The 17753-nt window shown below is 46.1% G+C and carries 15 protein-coding genes; 7 read left to right on the top strand and 8 right to left on the bottom strand.

What is annotated here, in order from left to right:
• Nucleotides 1-391 precede the first annotated feature (391 nt).
• Entirely contained in the window at nucleotides 392-736 is a 345-nt protein-coding gene (locus tag A8708_RS14050) for a thioredoxin family protein (RefSeq protein WP_068664391.1), read from the bottom strand.
• Between the two features lie 170 nt (nucleotides 737-906).
• Here A8708_RS14050 and A8708_RS14045 point away from each other — a divergent pair, with 170 nt between their 5' ends.
• From A8708_RS14045 to A8708_RS14035, 3 genes are all read left to right on the top strand, one after another.
• The gene (locus A8708_RS14045) at nucleotides 907-1689 is read left to right on the top strand and encodes a hypothetical protein (protein WP_068664389.1); all 783 of its coding nucleotides are present in this window, start codon (nucleotides 907-909) and stop codon (nucleotides 1687-1689) included.
• 203 nt (nucleotides 1690-1892) lie between these two features.
• On the top strand, nucleotides 1893-2174 hold the full coding sequence (locus A8708_RS14040; protein WP_068664387.1) for an ArsR/SmtB family transcription factor: 282 nt from the start codon (nucleotides 1893-1895) through the stop codon (nucleotides 2172-2174).
• Between the two features lie 81 nt (nucleotides 2175-2255).
• On the top strand, nucleotides 2256-3458 hold the full coding sequence (locus A8708_RS14035) for an MFS transporter (protein ID WP_068664385.1): 1203 nt from the start codon (nucleotides 2256-2258) through the stop codon (nucleotides 3456-3458).
• A 394-nt stretch (nucleotides 3459-3852) separates the two neighbouring features.
• Here A8708_RS14035 and A8708_RS35455 read toward each other — a convergent pair whose 3' ends face one another.
• The 4 genes from A8708_RS35455 to A8708_RS14020 all read right to left on the bottom strand — a co-directional run bounded on the left by A8708_RS35455 (nucleotide 3853) and on the right by A8708_RS14020 (nucleotide 6133).
• Nucleotides 3853-3990: a hypothetical protein gene (locus A8708_RS35455; protein WP_157264768.1), complete on the bottom strand. Its 138-nt coding sequence runs from the start codon at nucleotides 3988-3990 to the stop codon at nucleotides 3853-3855.
• A gap of 25 nt (nucleotides 3991-4015) precedes the next feature.
• Nucleotides 4016-4510, bottom strand: coding sequence for a histidine phosphatase family protein (locus A8708_RS14030; protein WP_068664383.1), 495 nt, complete (start codon nucleotides 4508-4510; stop codon nucleotides 4016-4018).
• Nucleotides 4511-4792: 282 nt separating this feature from the next.
• Nucleotides 4793-5371 (bottom strand): DUF3238 domain-containing protein, encoded by a 579-nt coding sequence (locus A8708_RS14025; RefSeq protein ID WP_068664381.1) that lies wholly within the window; start codon nucleotides 5369-5371, stop codon nucleotides 4793-4795.
• Between the two features lie 222 nt (nucleotides 5372-5593).
• The gene (locus A8708_RS14020) at nucleotides 5594-6133 is read right to left on the bottom strand and encodes a GNAT family N-acetyltransferase (RefSeq protein WP_068664379.1); all 540 of its coding nucleotides are present in this window, start codon (nucleotides 6131-6133) and stop codon (nucleotides 5594-5596) included.
• A 286-nt stretch (nucleotides 6134-6419) separates the two neighbouring features.
• Between A8708_RS14020 and A8708_RS14015 the strand changes: the two genes are divergently transcribed.
• Nucleotides 6420-7787 (top strand): hypothetical protein, encoded by a 1368-nt coding sequence (locus tag A8708_RS14015; protein ID WP_068664377.1) that lies wholly within the window; start codon nucleotides 6420-6422, stop codon nucleotides 7785-7787.
• Nucleotides 7788-7979: 192 nt separating this feature from the next.
• Here A8708_RS14015 and A8708_RS14010 read toward each other — a convergent pair whose 3' ends face one another.
• Nucleotides 7980-8717 carry an SDR family oxidoreductase gene (locus A8708_RS14010; protein ID WP_068664375.1) on the bottom strand — a complete coding sequence of 246 codons (738 nt, stop codon included), beginning with the start codon at nucleotides 8715-8717 and terminating at the stop codon, nucleotides 7980-7982.
• Nucleotides 8718-9352: 635 nt separating this feature from the next.
• On the opposite strand from A8708_RS14010, the gene A8708_RS14005 reads away from it, so the two are divergent.
• Together A8708_RS14005 and A8708_RS14000 are read left to right on the top strand one after the other, a co-directional pair.
• Nucleotides 9353-9757, top strand: coding sequence for a VOC family protein (locus tag A8708_RS14005; RefSeq protein WP_068664373.1), 405 nt, complete (start codon nucleotides 9353-9355; stop codon nucleotides 9755-9757).
• Between the two features lie 412 nt (nucleotides 9758-10169).
• The gene (locus A8708_RS14000) at nucleotides 10170-10766 is read left to right on the top strand and encodes a hypothetical protein (RefSeq protein WP_068664372.1); all 597 of its coding nucleotides are present in this window, start codon (nucleotides 10170-10172) and stop codon (nucleotides 10764-10766) included.
• Nucleotides 10767-10829: 63 nt separating this feature from the next.
• On the opposite strand, the gene A8708_RS13995 is transcribed toward A8708_RS14000, so the two are convergent.
• Entirely contained in the window at nucleotides 10830-11960 is a 1131-nt protein-coding gene (locus A8708_RS13995) for a response regulator (RefSeq protein WP_068664370.1), read from the bottom strand.
• The gene (locus A8708_RS13990; protein ID WP_068664368.1) at nucleotides 11957-13690 is read right to left on the bottom strand and encodes a sensor histidine kinase; all 1734 of its coding nucleotides are present in this window, start codon (nucleotides 13688-13690) and stop codon (nucleotides 11957-11959) included. Before A8708_RS13990 ends, A8708_RS13995 begins: the two co-directional genes overlap by 4 nt.
• A gap of 331 nt (nucleotides 13691-14021) precedes the next feature.
• On the opposite strand from A8708_RS13990, the gene A8708_RS13985 reads away from it, so the two are divergent.
• The coding region (locus A8708_RS13985; protein ID WP_068664366.1) for a DUF5018 domain-containing protein at nucleotides 14022-17753 on the top strand (3732 nt) is incomplete at its 3' end.

Genomic DNA, 17753 nt, shown 5'->3' with positions numbered 1-17753 from the left:
CTATTTAGTCCGATTTCTCCGAATTAAACCGAGGATAACTTATGAATAGTGACCATTAGTCCGATTTTACCGAACTATTTACCTAATTTCTTTGCAAGAAGGTTGTTAGCCGCGATTTAGATCAGTTATTTCGGACTAATGAAGCTGTAATGCGGGGGACCGTCCAAATAGTTAGGTTATTTCAGATTAAAACCGAATAGGCACCAGTCGAGTTGAAGCATGATGGCTGAACGTTATTACATCGCAATTGGCTTGATAGGTGCGATATCACCATAAAAAAACACCGCGGTCGGCAATGATCCGACTACGGTGTCCACGTATGTATACTCCATCTAGAGTTCTTCTGCTGCCAGCTTACTCCATCTGAAAGTACTTCACGCCTTACGTCTTCTTATGGAGCTAAGGCATTCGAAACTTCAATTGCACGGTCAAGAAATTGCTCAATCTCCTCACGGGTCTTACGCAGCTTGCTGACGAAACGAACGACCTCTTGGCCGTTACGGAAGGCAATGAAACTCGGGATGCCTAAGATGTTCAATTGTTCACACAAATCCGGAAATTCATCACGATCTAGTTCGATGAATGTGAGCCGGCCTTCATATGCTTGTTCTACGGCAGGCATGAAAGGGTCAATATAATGGCAATCCTTACACCATGTTGTTTTGAAAATGGCTATGGTCACGCCGGGTTGCAAAATTTGTTCCTGAAATTGTTGCTCAGTCGATACTTTACGCATGGGGCACCTCTTCACTTCTGGCATTTACTCTCTTATAGCATGTGAGAAAATCAGTGTCAAGTAATCGATAACGCCACCGCTGATACGATAAATTTATATAGATAAGCTTGACTAATTTTATGTATACTATTAATAGTATATTTTTGATTGTCAAATAAAGGAGATTACATATGGCCATTTCAATACATCTTAAAAACGATTATACGCCTGGAAGATTAGCGATTCCAACCGTCGGTGGAACGAATGATCATCATAAATCAACCGACAAACACAAGCGGAATGAACATGGGGACAATATCTCGATTAGTCCACTAGCACATAACTTGTTCAGTAAAAATGGTTGGAAGCAACCCATACTTGAACGTTTAATGGAACATAAACAGAATATTATGGATCGACGGAGTGAATACATATCTAACGGCCTAGAAAAAGGAATTAGTCCGGATGAAATGAAAACCGAGCTTAAGCAAATTGACAACCAAATCCAAGATATTACTAAACAAATACAACAATTGCAGCAAGAAGATTTTCGAAAAGCAACTGGTTTAGGTGAAAAGGAACTCAAAGAAAATGAAGGCGCCGGTGACAAAACCATTAAAGGTACCCATTCATCAAACACCCAACCTTCTTCTGTGCAACTTACACCTAACATAATGAAGGCACTAATTTCTACCAATAATGAGATTAAACAAGTCAAAAGCATTAAAATGGCTCAATTAACACTTGAAAGCGAATCATTAAATTGGGCAAGCAACCCCGAACGCTCCGAACAGCTAAAAAATAGAGCTGCTCAATTGGAAGGTAAAATGATTAACACATCCCATGATGCAGTGAGTAATCTGAAACAAGCTGCTGAACAAGAGAACGAAGATACTCAGCAGTTACCATTAATCGATGATAGCCACATGGCTAAGCCAGCCGCTGTGAATCCTATTGAATCGAATATAATCTAAGCTATTTTCTGAAATAGTTGCAACATAAAGTAAATAACCGTATCTCTTGTCGGAAAACGGTTATTTACTTTATGTTTGCGTTCCGCCAGTTATTAAGGCCCCGCTTCTTGGAGTATCAAATCACCCATTTACAACGGCTGCCTAGTTGTGTTAATCTTATTTCTATAGTTTTCGAAATATATTGAAAAAGGCGGTGAGAACCCATGGTCGAGGACAACGAGGAAGTCAAACAAGCAGTGAAAGTCTACAAAGCACTCGGAGAGCCGACCCGGATTAAAATAGCGATGCTTCTTACGGAAGAGATGAATTTATGTTGCTCCGACATCAGTAGCAAGCTCGAGTCCGTTGCCGGTTCCACGCTGTCGCATCACTTGAAACAGCTAACGGAATGCGGGCTGCTCACGCTGCGCAAAGACGGAACCTACATTTATTACAGCGTCAATAAAGATGTCGCGCGAAAATACGCTCCGTATCTACTGGGGTAGCTTTTTTTTACCTATATTTCGATATATTTAGAAATATAAAAATACCAAATAGAGAGAACAACGGATAAGGAGTTGAAACGTTTGTCTTACAATTTGAAAATATATATGCTTGCTCTAGTCAGCTTTCTCGTCGGTACGTCCGAATTTATCATTGCCGGAATTCTGGATAAAGTATCTGACGATATCGGCGTCTCGGTCGCAGCAGCAGGCCAGTTGATCACCGTGTTCTCCCTTGCATACGGGTTTGGGACACCTTTCCTGATGGCGGCCGCCGCCAAAGTCGACCGCAAAAAGCTGATGTTATACGCGCTCTCGGTATTTATCATCGGCAATGTCGCAGCCTACTTGTTCTCTGGCTTCGGCGCCCTCATCGTTTCTCGAGTTATCGTGGCACTCAGCAGCGGCGTATTCGTTGTCACGGCGCTCACGGTCGCTTCGAAACTCGCACCTGTGGAGAAACAGGGCAGTGCCATTGCCACGCTCGTCATGGGCTTCAGTACGGCACTGATCGTCGGCGTACCGCTTGGCCGGCTAGTCGCTTCCGCCTATGACTGGAAGCTGGTTTTCGGTGGCATTGGACTGCTTGGATTACTGGCGTTGCTGCTCATCGCCTCCACGATTCCAAAGACAGACGGCGAGCAGCCGGTACCGCTGCGCGACCAACTGAAACTGCTCAAGAATCCGAAAATCGTCGTCGCGCTCAGCATTACGTTCTTCTGGCTAGGCGGCTATTCCATCACCTACACGTATATTTCCCCCTTCCTGCTCGATATTACGGGCATGAGCGAGAAATTCGTTAGCATCGCTCTACTTGCGTTTGGCATTGCCAGTCTGATCGGCTCCAAGCTTGGCGGGTTCGGCACCGACCGTTGGGGATACAAGCGCACACTGGTGACCGGCATGCTGTTCCACGCAGCCTGGCTGGTCGTGATTTCGTTCGCCGCCCATTCGCCGGGTCTGATGTTCCCTCTGCTCATGCTCTGGTCCTTCTCCGCCTGGTCTTCCGGTCCGACGCAGCAGTACCATCTCATCTCGCTTGCGCCTGAAGCGACCAGCATCATGCTTAGCCTGAACAGCTCCGTCGTCCAGCTAGCTATGGCTGCCGGTGCGGGCATCGGCGGCGTCGTCGTGGAAGCTTCATCGCTGACTGCCGTCACTTGGATCGGCGCCGCCGGCGTCGCCATCGCCGCGCTCATGTCGGCGGCGGCCTTCGGTTACTTCCGCATCGGCGCGGCTTCCCGAGCAGCACACAAGGAAGCTCGCACAGGGAAGATCTCCTCATAAGCATGTCTCTTTCACACAACTGGGCAGCGCCTAACGTGCCATACCCAAGCAAAACGAAAAGAAGCCTGCAGTTCCCGCTTTGGCAAGCAGGCTGTTGGCTTCTTTTCGCTAACATGCTTCAGTCATCATGACCTCGCCGTAGATTCGCGCTTCTCTTCTTCAACTAAGACTTCTTATTATTTCTTTGATAACGACATTTTCAAAAGAACCATTGCTGTCGTAGCTGTGTCTGTGAAAGTCAGCGCTGCACCTTCTCCATGCGGCTTCAACGTATGCATCAGCATAACCGCATCTTTGGGAATCGTGATCGTGACCGCATCTCCTCCGAATCTAACCTCACCTGTTGTGCCTACTGGAAGCGTTAATTTACCATCTGTAGAGGTAACCGTGTTGTTTATTGGAGGTGTTTGTCAAGACGACCCGAATCCGTTGACTCCGGTTGAGCGCGGTTTCCATTGATCGCATACGTATTTATCGTACTGCCATCCCCGTTGTTACCATTTACGTTACGTTCAAAGACCGTTACCGTCATGTCGTGATTAAACTACAGTTCATCGTTAGTTTAAATGACAGGTGCTATTTGAAAACTTTAAAATATTCGCTTTGGAATGATAGTGTAAGAAGTGAATCCCAGTATTGTTGGTATGAAACCAGACTTTATTATTTGAAGGTAACTGAAGGAAACTTTCAATGAGTTTTGTATTAGTTCCTCCATGAGAAACAATGGCAATTCTTTTATATTGCCTGCTATTTTCTTTTATGTGAGAAAAGATTTGTTGAACTCGCTCATAGAATTGCAAGTCGCTTTCATCGACTTTTTGCTCACATAACTTATCATGATATTTCACTTCACAATCAACGAAATTCGCTAAAATATCCGCCGTCTGCTTTGCGCGTTGAAGTGTACTTGACCAAATTAACTCTGGTGGAAATTCTTTCAAAACACGTTGAGACATCTTTTTACTTTGCTCAATTCCTAAGTTTGTTAATGGTTCAAGTGCATTTACTGTCTCATTCTCTGATTCTCCATGTCGAATTACCAATATCTCCATAAGTTTCACCTTTCTGGTGATTTATTCCATCTCATTTTAGCAAATAAATACTATCATGATGAAAAAGCTGTTTCCTCTTGTACTTTAGCCAGTTGGGTAAATCAACTCTGAATGTGCTCGTCACATCGACCGTGACTTCTACTTCATTATACTGGTAACGTCCACGGTTTACAGATCCTTCATCGTTTTTATAGAGACCTTCATTGAGCTAACATTCTGCGTGAGTTAATGACCTGACCTGCACTTTTGAAACGATAACTTGAAGGCGAAATTCTCTGATTCTCATGCTTCAAAATGATACTCCATATCCCCATCCATTGCCGCTGGCGTATCGGCAGTCTTCCGAAAGTCATGTGCGTGCAGAAGTTGAAAATCTCCAAAATCCACTTGTTTATAGAACTCGTAACAAGGGAACCCATCATGACTTCCCTTCACCTGCACGGTACCATCTTTATGCGCATTAATCTCCAGAGAGTAGTCTACAGTCGGTGCATCAGACCGAAGCGGATTGCTTACGCTCGCTCGCATTGTTAATGATACCGTATCCCCGCTCCACACTTCGTTTTCAATTCGAATCCCGTCTGTAGAAGCTTTTCCTTGTTTGTATTCTACTAAGCCGTCAGGGGCTGTCATTTTGAGGACAGTGACACCTGTATCGGAGAAAGAGTTAATTCGTTGCTTTACGAAGTCAATAACGACCTCCTGCTCTACACGGCAACGCCCTGTGTTTACTGCATACGGAGTGAATTCCCTTGCATCCCCCTGATATTCATAAATCATGCCTGAAGAATCTTGAGTTGGTGGTAGATAAAGCATACCGCCGATGAACACACTACCTCTAATTTTGATTAATTCTACCATAAATAGTAACCCCTTACTCCCCTTACTAACATACAATATTTTAAAAATATATTTATAATATTCGTTGGAAATTAATACTCTCCTTTTTTTGTAACTATACTGCCAGTTACTTCAAAGAGGCCGCCGATTAATGCCGGAGCCTCGTTGGTTTCTTATTGAAGCTTTTCATCGCACAAAAACCTTTTCCAAAACTTTCATTAAAGTCAGTTTTTGTACAGCTAGTTACGTAGCAACCTCATGTTGAATGACTTTACTATATTCTAAAAAGTCTAACCGTTCCACTTGATACAAATCATAGATCTGCTGCTCATTATTTATCGATTTATATATTTGATGGTTTATAGTATTTGCTAATTTGGCGTACGATAGTTTTTCTACCGCCTTCTTCGATCGAATATTTTGTTTTCGGACTTTCAAAAATACCGTTTCGATATTACTTTCAAGGAATAGTTCAGTAAAAAAGGATTCCTTCGCTCGTTGGTTATAACCTTTTCCGAAATAGCGAGTTCCAATCCATGTGGCTAAGAAGCCTGTTTTATTAACAATATCATAGAGATCAATGGTACCAATGGGATGACCCATCTCGTTAAGAATGGTTCTAGAAATACAGGTCTCCTGTTCCTCTTCAGCAATCAACTGTTTGGTTATGAATAAATATTGTTCATAAAATTGGCATTTGTGACGAACGTAAGGAAAAACTGCAGGGTCCGTCATTAAGTTATACAGTGAATGACATTCGTGCAAATCACGTTTTTTTAACATTAACTCTACCACCTAGTCCTTATATATCGCTATATCAAACAACTTAAGTATATAAAAGGACTTCGGAGATTTTATTAATTCTATATGGTCATTTTGTAAAATTCATCGTAGAAACTTCATTCCAACACTTTGGTGAACTCAAAAAGAGTAGAGCTTAATGCATGCCCTTTTGAAAGGGTGAAGTGAAGTACCCAATGAGGTGCTTTATCATATATTACTAGTATTTTCTTCCAATACTTAGCATGATACAATCAAGTGAATAGTCCTATCAGGAAGGGGCGTATTAATGCAAACACACCAACAACCGGGCAAGGTTGCCCAGCAGACAACGACGACCGGCACCGCCGAATCGTTGAATATGGTTGAAAATGTAACGGCACAAGGCTTGTCTGGTGCAGCTCTTCAGCGTGCAACGAAGCTCCCGCAGGCTATGAGCCCGGCGCAGATGATGCATCTGCAGCGTACGATCGGCAACCGCTCGGTTGGCGAGCTGTTCAAGCAGCAGTCCGCGGCTAACCCCCCTGCGAGAGCCGTGGAAAAACCTGCGGAGCTGACAGCAGCCGCAGGTACGATTCAAGCCGCTTCGCCATCCCAAAGCGATATTCAGCGTAAGGTGTATATCAAGCGGGCGCTAATTGGCGGCTACAGGAACAAGACCAAAACCGGCCGCGGCAACGAAGGCGCAGGCGAGCGAAACGTAGATAATATGATCGTGGACGGGAAATCACGCTATTTCAACAGTAAGGATGAAATGTCTCAGTACGCGGCGAAGACGACAGAGAAAATCGGATATGTCGAGAAGACGAATACGTGGATTCGCATTCCGGATGAGCTGACGGTAATCGGGGAAATCCATACGGAAACTACGTTGGAAGATGTTGTGAAAGCTGTGGGGACGGATAAGTTCATGCACGAAGCCTACACCGAACGTCCGGCTGAAGCTGCCGATAATCCTGAGCTGGAAGCGGCTATAGCGAAGCGAGAGGTTGAGCGCAATGCCAAGTTCGGTGGCATCAGCACGGGTCCGGGGGCTAAATCGCACTATGCGGAAAGTTTTTATCCGAAAGTCATTCGAGGCTTGCAAGGGATTAATGTGATTTACGATTATCGGGTCATGGCGTCGGAGGCAGAGAAGAGATTGTTCGGCATGGCGATTCGATTTGCGGCAGGTGCAGATGAAGAATCCGTACTCTATCAGACCTATGCGGCTCAGGAAGATCTGTGGCAGCGAACCGCTGCCAGCCTTGAAGGCGATGACCAATCGGCGGAGCCTTTAACGGAGGCCATGAAAGCTGCAAAGAGCAAGGATCTGTTTACTACGTTCGTTCGTGAAGTAACGGCTTACGCCACTACGAAGCTTCAAGAGGAGCAGGCACAGGCATCGGCTGTGGATAAGAAGGCTTTTGCCGACAATTGGCATGTGGCCAAGTCGGATTATGGTGCAGCGGATACCGAGATTATGAAAGCGGAGAAAGCCCGTGATTTCTCGATGTTCCAGCATATTAAGAAAGCGAAGAGCGAGGGGTATCTGTTGTACGGACTTGGCGATTTGCATCTTAAGCGGCTTAAGGAGCTGCTCACTGCCGAGGGCATCAAGTCGGTGAACATGAACAAGTTCATGGATGATCAGAAGACGACTCATCCGCAAACGTGAGGTGGTCTTCAAGGCTGCATCGTAATAAAATGGCTCAATCATGTCGTTTTCGGTTCACCGCGCTGTCTTTAACGGCAAGTTTTCCGATCATCCTTTTGTTTGCCTTGATGGCGGAAGAAAGAGAGGCGAACCGCCAACCTATTGGCCGTTGTCCGTTCGTCCTCCCTTTCCCAGAACCATCTACCGCAATATTCAATTAAACCCGCCGTTTACGCGAATCGTCTGTCCCGTTATCCAACGGGCCTTGTCACTGACGAGCAACTCGAGCGCATTCGCGATGTCCTCCGGTTCGCCAAGCCGTCCGAATGCGTTCATTCGACGGAACGAATCGACCAACTCCGGCGATTTGCCGTTCAGGAACAAATCGGTTGCCACTTGCCCGGGCGCGATGCAATTGATGACGATGTCCTTGGGACCAAATTCCTTGGCCAATTGACGTGTCAACTGCTCAACCGCCCCTTTCGTTGCGGCATATACGCTGTACGTTGGGAGCATGGTGCCCGAGACGGACGTTGAGAAGTTAATGATGGTTCCGCCTTGCGCCATATACTTCATCGCTTGTTGGCAAGCAAAATAAGTCCCTTTCACGTTGAGCGCGAAATGCCGATCGAAATTCTCCTCCGACACGTCCGCGATCGCATGGTTTTCCATGAAGCCAGCATTATTGACCAGGATGTCCACACGCCCGAATCGCTCTAGTGTTTCAAAGAACAATGCTTCAACTTCGTTCACCTTGCTCACGTCGGCTTGGATGGCCACCGCCTGACCGCCAAATTGCTCAATCGTTCCTACAACCTCATCCGCTTTGCCCCGGCTCGAGGAATAATTGACCCCCACCTTTGCTCCGGATCGTGCTAATTGGATGGCCACTTGCCGACCAATGCCACGCGATGCCCCAGTGACGATCGCGACTTTTCCATTCAAGCTCATTTCCTTTCCTCTCCTTTATCATGTAGTGGATCTAACGATCATTCACCAGACCTTGCAAATTCATTATAGTAAGTAATCGTATCGCCCTGTTAGACCATTCCTGTTCAATCCTTGCCTAATTCTCTTTCGTCTCGTTTGAATAATTGCAATAACTGCAGCAGCTCTAATAAATAAACTTATAAAATGATTACGAGAGCACTCGAATAATATGAAGAAAGAACATGCTGACAAAACTAAAGATAAAAATGGACCAAATGCATGAATAAAACATTTATAGTATTTGCCTAATTTCTCGATAAAATAGACATTATTATAAATAAATAATCCATTAAATCTCCAAGCACTAATATATTTTCAATAACACCCTTCCAGACAAGCCATAATCTTTCCCCCGTTAAATATTATTTCATAATTGTTCCAATTCCACTTACAAAATTCCTCTATATTCTCTATACAAGTCGAAATCAGGAGTAAGCCCAAAAATTTTAAAACGCTACTGACATACTGTTGTCAGTAGCGTTTTTTTATAATCGGAGTAAGTAACCATAAAGGAGTGGGAGATAAATGTGAAGCATTTTGGCACAAAATTATATGTTACGGTTTAATATCATTTATTATAGGAAGGATGGTATCTCATGAATTTTGCTTCTGTACGCATCATTACCGACGACGTGGATCGTCTCGTCAAGTTCTATGAGAAAGTCATGGGTGTTTCGGCGGAACGCCTCGCGCCCGTCTTTGCCGAACTCGTTGTGCCATCGTGCACCCTTGCGATCGGCCACTCCCAGACGGTGCAACTGTTCGGCGCTGGTTCCGCAGTGGCGGCCAACAATCACTCTGTCATCATCGAGTTCCGTGTCCACGATGTCGATGCCGAGTACGAGCGCTTGAAGCCGTTTGTCGACGAGTGGGTAAAGGAACCAACCACGATGCCTTGGGGGAACCGTGCTGTGCTGTTTCGGGATCCCGACGGCAACCTGGTTAACCTATTCGCGCCAGTGACCGAGGAAGCAATCAAACGGTACAGCGGTAGGCGTTGACGGACAGTTGAAGTGACTGAGGCGAATTTCGTAATTAGTAATTTTACTGACCACTTTATAGTAAGAGACCATAGCAAAGTGCTATGGTCTCTTCATTTTATCTAGGTTCTTCATTATTTATTGAGATTCCGAAACCCCCGCTGATGCTGGCAGCCTATTTGTAATTGTGCTATCCTTCTTGCGTTAGGTTAAGAGAAATGCTTTTTTAGAGTGGCTAACTTTGCAAACCTTCTATACGTAGCTTGATCGCTCCAGGAGGTTATCTAACCAAAATAAAGCTCTTCCCCATTTTCAATTAGAGTTGTGACTTCTCTAATGATTATTAAACTAGGTGGTGGATTCAAAGCATCATCCTACGACATATCTGAAGTAGAAAGTAAAAATTAAATGAATTAATGAATGGAGGCATAAAATGAAAAAATGGAAGCGTATTATTACAATAATTGCTCTCTCTACAAGTGTAATTGTCGGATCTACTGTAGGAGTAATTTATAACGATTCAAAAAATACACATAGTGATAACAGTGAAAGTGTAATTCCCATTACCTTGAGCTTAGAAGAAGAGTTGTGGAACGTTGATTTAGTAGTTAAAGGAACAGTTGTAAGTCAAGAGGACTCTTATTCAAAAGATGCAGGAGTGCCATCAAAGCGAAGTTTTAATATAGACATAACACCATCAACTATTAAAGTAGATAAGGTATTGTATGGAAGTACTGATTCATCTACGATTACTTATCTGCAACATGGATTATCAACAGACAAAGAGGCAAGTAAAAGGTTTGTGAAACAAGGTGAAGAAGTTGTTTTAATTTTATCTAAAACAGAAGATGGTAAATATTGGTCTTATAATTTTGGCGATGGTCAATGGACAATTAAGGATGGTAAAGTTATTTCTGATGCTACTTCAAATAGATTATTGAAGTATAAGAATTATCCATCAGATATGTTTGTTAATGAAATCGCAGAGATAGCTAAAAATAAAAGGAAAAATAAAGAGTATCAGCAATAACTTATCCACAGTGCACCCGATTCTACAATATGTATAGACTGGTAGGAAAATAGCTGCTTCTCCTTACAATAGCTGCTGGTACAAGTTTCCCAGCTTATCTGAAACAGGAATGTTCAGCTCTTTCCGGTACAATTCAGCTATTCGCTCATAATGCTTACGAATAGACCGTTTATCATTCATCTGGGCATAAATTTGCAGCATCAGAGCATGCGCTTCTTCGTCAAGCTCATTACGGTCTATTAGTTTTCTTGCGATTACAATCGCCTGAGCGCTCTGTCTGCTGGCCAATAGCCAGTGGATCAGTCGCTTAGCAAACTGACTGTACATTTCTGCAAGCCGTGCCTGTTCTGCTGCCGCCCATATGTAAAGCTTATTGTCGAACAAATCACCGGCATATGTCGCTTCCCACTCGAGCGCCGCTTTAATATTGGAGGAATCAATGTATTCCAAACCGGTCACATAACTCTCAAACGCAACAAAATCAACGTCAAATTGTTCAAACTTAAGCCGATATTGCTCATTCGCATAGACGATTTCGGCTTTCAGCCCCTGCTGCTGCAGAACGCTTCGCAGCTGATACATCGCTGTATTTAAATAGTCTTTGGCACTCTTTAACGTACGATCCGGAAACAGGTCTTCAATGATCCGGCTCTGTGACACATTTCGTTCCCGGTGAACGAGTAAATAGGCGAGCAGTTCCAGACTTTTTCTAGTTCTCCATTTCACACTTCCCGTTGTTTCGCTGCTAACATCCAGCCCCCCTAGGCCATAAACCTTCAATTTATAACCGTTCCCCGCTATCGCTGCAGGGAGCGGCTCGATCAAACGATGAGCCGCTCTTCGCGATTCTGCTCTGGCAATCGTCTGCCCCAGCCGCTTCGCGGACACAGGCTTAACCATATAATCAAGCGGATAGGCATCAAACGACTCGTAGGCGTAATCGCTATGCGACGTCACGAATACAATTTCCAATTTGCTCTGGACCGCACGCATACGCCGAGCCAGTTCAAGTCCGCTGTCGCCAGCAATTCTAATATCTACAAATGCAATATCAACTTCCTCCCGCTTAACCAGCTCGAGCGCATCTTCAGCATTTTGGAATTGTCCGGCGATTTCGATTCCATCTATTTTTCCCAGCAAACGTCTCATTACCTTCAGCATCGCTTGCTCATCATCTACAATTAGCACTCTCATCGCTTCATCCCATCCATCAGTGAAAAATAAAAGGTGCTTCCTTCGCCTAGCTTGCTTTCCACCCATATATCTCCGCCACTCATTCGTACGAACTGCCGACTTACATGCAGACCCAAACCTGTCCCTCGCTCTCCATCTGTACCTATGGAGGAGTCAAAACGCGAATCATCGAACAAATCCTTCACCTGCTCCTCGCTCATGCCAACGCCATGGTCCCGAATTGCGATAATGATTCGACCGTAGGAGGCCTCTGCCGTAACATGAATCAATCCGCCACGATTCGAAAACTTGATCGCATTGGACAACAAATTACGGAAAACCATCATAATTGCTTCACGATCTGCATATATCCGGGTACCGTCCTCCACATCAATATGTAAATTTACAAACTTAGCCTCGCTTCTGATCATCAGCATTCGATAAGCTTCCCAGATTAAATCCGGCAAATCCTGTGATTCCGGGTGCAGGACAACGCCTTCCTTCTGACCACGAAACCATCCCAATATATTTAAGACAAGCACATACGTGTTCCTGATCTGTCCACTCAACATTCCAATCGTTTCATAGTGCTCATCACTGAACGCATCCTTATCTTCCTCCAGCAATTCAATCAGATTAATCTGAACAGCAAGCGGATCACGAATATCATGAGAAACAACTGTGAATAGCTGGTCCTTCATTCGATTAAGCTGCGCCAATTGTTCCAGCCGTTGCTGCTTCTCAGTAATATCGAACAGGATGGAGACCGTTCCCAGCTTCCTGTCTCGTTCGTTCCCAAGTGTATATACCTTTACCATGAGCACCTTTGTTTCATCCTCGTAGTTCCCGTTAATTTCAAAGCTGCCCTCCTCCATACGCTGGCAAGCTTCGAGCCATTGCGGCCATTCCCTCAGCAATTCCCCTACGTTCCGGCCAGCAACGATAATATGTCCCTGATGCTCAAACAGTGGATTCAGATACGCATTGCTTTCGATAACCTTCCCTCTATCATTCACAATAAGGATGCCCTCCTGCATCGTCTCCACAATCACATTTCTCGCCATCGGTACAATCGAAAATAGCTTGTTTCTAAAAATAACCCATAGCATTAATAATCCGAATATCCCACAGAATACTGTGATAGGAAGCAACCAGCTTGATAATTTCGGGTTCGCTAGTTTAACCATTTCCATGATGAGAGTCATACAGCCAAAAACAATGACCCAGACCCACGGCTTACGCATCTCAATCCTCACATTGCGAACATAAAGGACTAAGAAGAACACGCAAATCCCCAGAATCATATAACAAAATAGGTTGAAGCCGATAGAAAATGGAGATTTTGTCAGCTCCAATTGCCCATCAACGAGCATGATGGATCTATTAATGAAACCTGTATACGGATCGGTCCAGATTAGCAGATTCCAACCGACAGGAATGCTAAAAATCAACATTTTCCTGCGCAGCGTCAGCCCTTCATCTTTCCCAAACAAATCAAGGACGCAAAGCACCATAAAGGGGACGATAAACGTAAGCGCCGTTTGCTCCATATGACGAAAAAAAAGCTTGGTAGACAAACTCTCGCTGTTTAGCTCAATAATGACACTCACCGCATAAACGACACGGCATGCCATCGTCCATGCAAAGTAACGAACGCCTCTTTCCTCTCTGTACAAAAGCGCATAGGCGAGCAGCATGCACATCATGACCACGGAGACAACCATAGCCAAATCCGTAGTTATTTCCTTCATCTCTATAATTCTCCTTCAACTATATCCATACGAATATCACTAGTTTACCATAAATCGACATAAGTTTAGGACTGCTGCTTCATAAGTAGGATTCTGTTTTGATGTAGTTTCCCCCCATCTTGAGATTAGTCAGTTGTATCGACAACCAGAGTTATATTCGTTCAGTAGTTGTTCATTGCGATACATTAGAATTAGAACAAGAGGAGATCAGGAATGTTATCTCTAGTAATCATACTTCAAAGGGGGCGGCATCCTTGGCTTGAGTTCTACAATTAGGCGGCTACTTTATGGAGAATTCATTTATTTTGCTCGTCAGTTAAAGGAGAAGAACATGAAAAAATCGACTTTCTTGGCTAAAAAAACACTTATTCTGTTGTTAACGTTTATATTCGTTGCCGGCCCTTTATTTATAGCAGATCAGGCTCATGCCGCCAGCACGAGGTTCACTTCCATTTCATCACAGCAGAATAGCTCCCTTGCACTTGATAGCAACCAGGAAATCTGGGCATGGGGAACTAACGATTCAGGACAATTTGGTAATGGAACCACCAATGCCTCTTCTACCCCAATCAAAGTTGAAGTATTGGACGGCGGTACGCCTGTTAAGTTTTTGCAAGTTAGCAGGGGATGGACTCATTCCCTTGCACTTGATATAAACGGACAGCTGTGGTCAACCGGCAGAGATGGATCAGGGGAATTGGGCAATGGAACGCTCGGGGATAGTCTCTCTTGGAATAAATTAACGATCATGGATGGTGCTGCAATTGCCAGTTTTACCAAAATAGCAGCCCTACGCTATACTTCGTATGCTTTGGACAGGAACGGCGCAATATGGAGCTGGGGATCACGCACAGATACAGCAGATCCCCAAGTGCCGGTGAAAAAAAGTATTACGAACAATGCTGTTCCTGTTATCTTCAAAGAACTTGCAGCGGATAATTCATCAGTGCTCGCAATTGATTCATTTGATCACTTATGGAATATATTCTTAGCAGGTGTTACAGAAGAAAAGCTTAACCCAATGGATGGAGGAGTTGAAGCTGAATTTCAATCATTAGCCGTCGGGTATGGTGCTGGAGTTGGTTCTATTCATCAAAATCTCGCACTAGACAAAAATGGGGATATCTGGACATGGGGTGGCGATGATACAGGGCAGCTTGGAGATGGGCCGACCATTACACCTGAACGGTGGATACCTGAGAAGCTTACGGTTATGGATTCGGGTAATCGAGTAAGGTTCTCTCAGGTTTCTGCAGGGGCGAAGCAGGTTCTAGCGTTGGATGAATCCGGAAATATGTGGGCGTGGGGTAATAATAACACTGGACAGTTAGGAAATAATTCCACTACTAATTTATCAGTTCCTACAAAAGTCACGCTACTAGACGACAACGGTAATCCCTTTCATCTCTCATCAGTAGAGGCGGGATATGGACAATCATTTGGTCTGGACTCCAATGGGCAAATATGGGCCTGGGGGTACCAACTGCAATCTGTACCAACCAAATTAAAGTTTGCACCTTCTGTTTTATTATCACCATCTAAATCATCCTTGGCATATGGAGAATCAGTTACATTGACAGCTTCCGTTACAGGAGATTTGGCTGTTCCTTCAGGAAGCGTGAGCTTTAAGGACGGCAGCACTTCGTTAAGCAGCGTACCGCTTTCGGCTGGAACGGCACAACTGCTCGTTCCTTCGTTGAGTGCTGGATCTCATCAACTGACCGCAAGCTTCGAGGGAAATGTTGAGTACGTAGATCAAACCTCAAATCAAATAACTGTAACGGTGGCGGCTAACCCTACTAAAGCCATTACTGCTTTCAGCTTCGCGAGTCCATCAGCTACGGGCACCGTCAACGAAACGAACAAAACCATTGCGGTTACCGTTCCGCATGGTACCAACGTAACGGCGCTTGTGCCGACCATCGCCCACTCGGGAGCCAGTATTTCTCCCGCTAGCGGTACGGCACAGAACTTTACGAATCCGGTAACGTACACCGTGACCGCGGCGGACGGCTCGACGCAGGTGTACACCGTTACTGTAACGGTGGCGGCTAACCCGGCTAAAGCGATTACGGCTTTCAGCTTCGCTAGTCCATCAGCTACGGGCACCGTCAACGAAACGAACAAAACCGTTGCCGTTACCGTTCCGTATGGTACCAACGTAACGGCGCTTGTGCCGACCATCGCCCACTCGGGAGCCAGTATTTCTCCCGCTAGCGGTACGGCACAGAACTTTACGAATCCGGTGACGTACACCGTGACTGCTGCGAACGGCTCGACGCAGGTGTACACCGTCACTGTAACGGTGGCGGCTAACCCAGCTAAAGCCATTACTGCTTTCAGCTTCGCGAGTCCATCAGCTACGGGCACCGTCAACGAAACGAACAAAACCGTTGCCGTTACCGTTCCGTATGGTACCAACGTAACGGCGCTTGTGCCGACCATCGCCCACTCGGGAGCAAGTATTTCTCCCGCTAGCGGCGCGGCGCAGAACTTTACAAGTCCGGTGACGTACACCGTGACCGCGGCGGACGGATCGACGCAGGCTTACACCGTTACTGTAACGGTGGCGGCTAACCCAGCTAAAGCCATTACTGCTTTCAGCTTCGCGAGTCCATCAGCTACGGGCACCGTCAACGAAACGAACAAAACCGTTGCCGTTACCGTTCCGTATGGTACCAACGTAACGGCGCTTGTGCCGACCATCGCCCACTCGGGAGCAAGTATTTCTCCCGCTAGCGGCGCGGCGCAGAACTTTACAAGTCCGGTGACGTACACCGTGACCGCGGCGGACGGATCGACGCAGGCTTACACCGTTACTGTAACGGTGGCGGCTAACCCAGCTAAAGCCATTACTGCTTTCAGCTTCGCGAGTCCATCAGCTACGGGCACCGTCAACGAAACGAACAAAACCGTTGCCGTTACCGTTCCGTATGGTACCAACGTAACGGCGCTTGTGCCGACCATCGCCCACTCGGGAGCAAGTATTTCTCCCGCTAGCGGCGCGGCGCAGAACTTTACAAGTCCGGTGACGTACACCGTGACCGCGGCGGACGGATCGACGCAGGCTTACACCGTTACTGTAACGGTGGCGGCTAACCCAGCTAAAGCCATTACTGCTTTCAGCTTCGCGAGTCCATCAGCTACGGGCACCGTCAACGAAACGAACAAAACCGTTGCCGTTACCGTTCCGCATGGTACCAACGTAACGGCGCTTGTGCCGACCATCGCCCACTCGGGAGCCAGTATTTCTCCCGCTAGCGGCGCGGCGCAGAACTTTACGAATCCGGTGACGTACACCGTGACTGCTGCGAACGGCACGACTCAGGTGTACACCGTTACCGTAACGGTGGCGGCTAACCCGGCTAAAGCCATTACTGCTTTTAGCTTTGCTAGTCCATCAGCTACAGGTACCGTTAGCGAAACGAACAAAACCATTGCCGTTACCGTTCCGCATGGTACCAACGTTACGGCGCTTGTGCCGACCATCGCCCACTCGGGAGCCAGTATTTCTCCCACTAGCGGTACGGCGCAGAACTTTACGAATCCGGTGACGTACACCGTGACCGCGGCGGACGGATCGACGCAGGTGTACACCGTTACTGTAACGGTGGCGGCTAACCCGGCTAAAGCGATTACTGCTTTTAGCTTTGCGAGCCCCGCAGCTACGGGCACCGTCAACGAAACGAACAAAACCATTGCCGTTACCGTTCCGCATGGTACCAATGTGACGGTACTTGAGCCGACGATCACCCATTCGGGAGCTAGCATCTCGCCTGTTAGCGGTACTGCGCAGAACTTTACGAATCCGGTGACGTACACCGTGACTGCTGCGAACGGCTCGACGCAGGTGTACACCGTTACCGTAACGGTGGCGGCTAGCCCGGCTAAAGCCATTACTGCTTTCAGCTTCGCTAATCCATCAGCTACAGGTACCGTCAACGAGTCGAACAAAACCATTGCCGTTACTGTTCCGCATGGCACCAACGTAACGGCGCTTGTGCCGACCATCGCCCACTCGGGAGCCAGTATTTCTCCCACTAGCGGTACGGCGCAGAACTTT

It is taken from the genome of Paenibacillus oryzisoli (assembly GCF_001653565.1).
In the GTDB taxonomy this organism is placed as follows: domain Bacteria; phylum Bacillota; class Bacilli; order Paenibacillales; family NBRC-103111; genus Paenibacillus_E; species Paenibacillus_E oryzisoli.
This window is presented reverse-complemented; position numbering and strand designations above follow the sequence as displayed.